We start from the raw sequence: 1,932 nt of genomic DNA, 5'->3' as shown, positions 1-1,932 counted from the left end.
AGATCTGACTATTGAGATCGGGGAAAGCGATAGGGAAAACCTGGCAGGCCGGTCAAATCATGCTTCAGATAGGTATGAAATCAGTGTGCAGCTTTTTGACAACTTGGGAAAATTGAGGAAATCCGGCAGGTCAAAAAGCGGGAAATTGGCACTGAATACCAGTGACCTCCCCGATGGATTTTACATACTAAGCATTTCAACTCCATGGTCAGAAGAAATTAGACATATCAACATCAGGCATTAACTTCTAAGCAAAAGAACTTAACGTAATCAGCAAATAGCCAAACAAATGAAAGGCCACGATGCAAATCGTGGCCTTTTTTGATTTAACACGAGTACGGTTTATTTAAAAGTATTATCAAATTTATAACTTCTTTTCCAGACTGCACAAGTAGTCATTCCCATTCTGAAATAGGATATGCCGGAGTTTGAAGATTTGGAATATCATAATTAAAAAAATACGGAAATTAGCATGGTAAATTTTTTTTGTTTAAAACTTTGTATATAATTACAGCACTAAATTCCTAAAACTCCTTTATTAAAATTTTAAATTTTTGAAACTGCCTGGCCCTGACTCCCCTACTGCTATGGTTATAGGCAAAGGGAATTATGATTTATTGATTTTCCTCAAAAATACTCTGCTAAAACTATGAGAAGACAATTCCTTAAAATTTACCTTGCAATCTTTTTTCTTACCACTTCTACTTTATTTGGACAATCTTTGGAAAATTTGAAATTGCCCGAACCTAAAAGATTCATTGATAAAGTGGAAGTATTTGGCGGTGTGGCCTTAAATATTCCAAATGACAAGGGGTGGGGAAATTTCATTTTCAGTTCTAGTAACGGACAAACAATTTATGAATCAAAGGAAAAGACAGGATATATCCTTGGCATTAGTCTAATTCGTTCCATGATGAAAAGATTTGAAATACAAGGCAGATTTTCTTTAGAACAGAGAAAGTATTTTGAAAGCTATATAACTTTAGACTTCGATGGCGACCCATACTCAGAGTCGATTTCTGACCAGAAAAATAGCTACCTAAATTTTTCCTTAGTGCCAACCTATTTCTTATTAAAGCCAAATCGACTTCATATCTTCTCTGGTCTCTCATACTCATATCTTACAAAATCATTAGCATATGGTGAGACCTACGTAAACGGAGAATACGTTGGAAGTGTATCCATTGATACCATAGATGGATTTGAAAAACACGTTTTTGATGCCTTAGCAGGCGTTGGCTACGTTTTCCCTCTTAGGGAAAAATTTAATTGTGTCATTAGGATTCAGGGTAACTACGGCCTATCTAATTCAATCATGCAAAATTACTATAAGTTAAGTGTTAACAGCTTATCACTGACCTTAGCATTTCAATATAAAAAATAATAAAATTAACCAAACCAAACTTTTAATATATGAATAATTTTAAACCATCTCAAATCTTTAAACTTGTAGTAATTCCATTGATTTTATTTGGCTTTTTCGCAACTGGCCAAACTATCACTAAAAACACAACAGATGTTGTGTCTGGCACAGTTTGTCCCGCTCGTTCAACATCCTACAGTGTAAGTAGGCCCGCTAATTCTAGCACATGTACAATTAAGTGGACTGTAACAAATGGTACTATTAACGGAGCTGATAATCTACAAAATGTTTCAATTGTATGGAAAGACATACCTGGAGCTGTAGGTACTCTTACAGTACGATTTTCCTGCCCAAGTGGGAATCAAAATGATGGAGATGGATCAAGCAGATCCGAATTAATCCTCTCTGTCAAAAACCAATCCTGGGGCTCGTATGGTTCATCAATAAACGTAGATTATTGCACTAAGGCACAGGTCAATCTGACAGTTCCCCGCATGTATGTGCAGGGCACAGGCGGGATTGGACAACCTCCCCAGGTAGAAGTTGCTTATGCGTGGACATTGCCGGGT

At 36.5% G+C, this 1,932-nt stretch carries 3 protein-coding genes; all 3 read left to right on the top strand.

From position 1 onward, the window contains the following. Positions 1 to 244 (top strand): T9SS type A sorting domain-containing protein (locus tag ACEW8U_RS06165; RefSeq protein WP_373521164.1); only part of this gene is annotated, 244 nt, incomplete at its 5' end. Positions 245 to 649: 405 nt separating this feature from the next. Further along, positions 650 to 1,384, top strand: a complete 735-nt coding sequence (locus ACEW8U_RS06160) for a hypothetical protein (protein ID WP_373521163.1) — start codon at positions 650 to 652, stop codon at positions 1,382 to 1,384. Between the two features lie 137 nt (positions 1,385 to 1,521). Next, on the top strand, positions 1,522 to 1,932 hold a 411-nt coding region (locus ACEW8U_RS06155; protein WP_373521162.1), incomplete at its 3' end, for a hypothetical protein.

The sequence above is a fragment of the Aquiflexum sp. genome (genome assembly GCF_041751335.1).
Lineage (GTDB): Bacteria > Bacteroidota > Bacteroidia > Cytophagales > Cyclobacteriaceae > Aquiflexum.
This window is presented reverse-complemented; position numbering and strand designations above follow the sequence as displayed.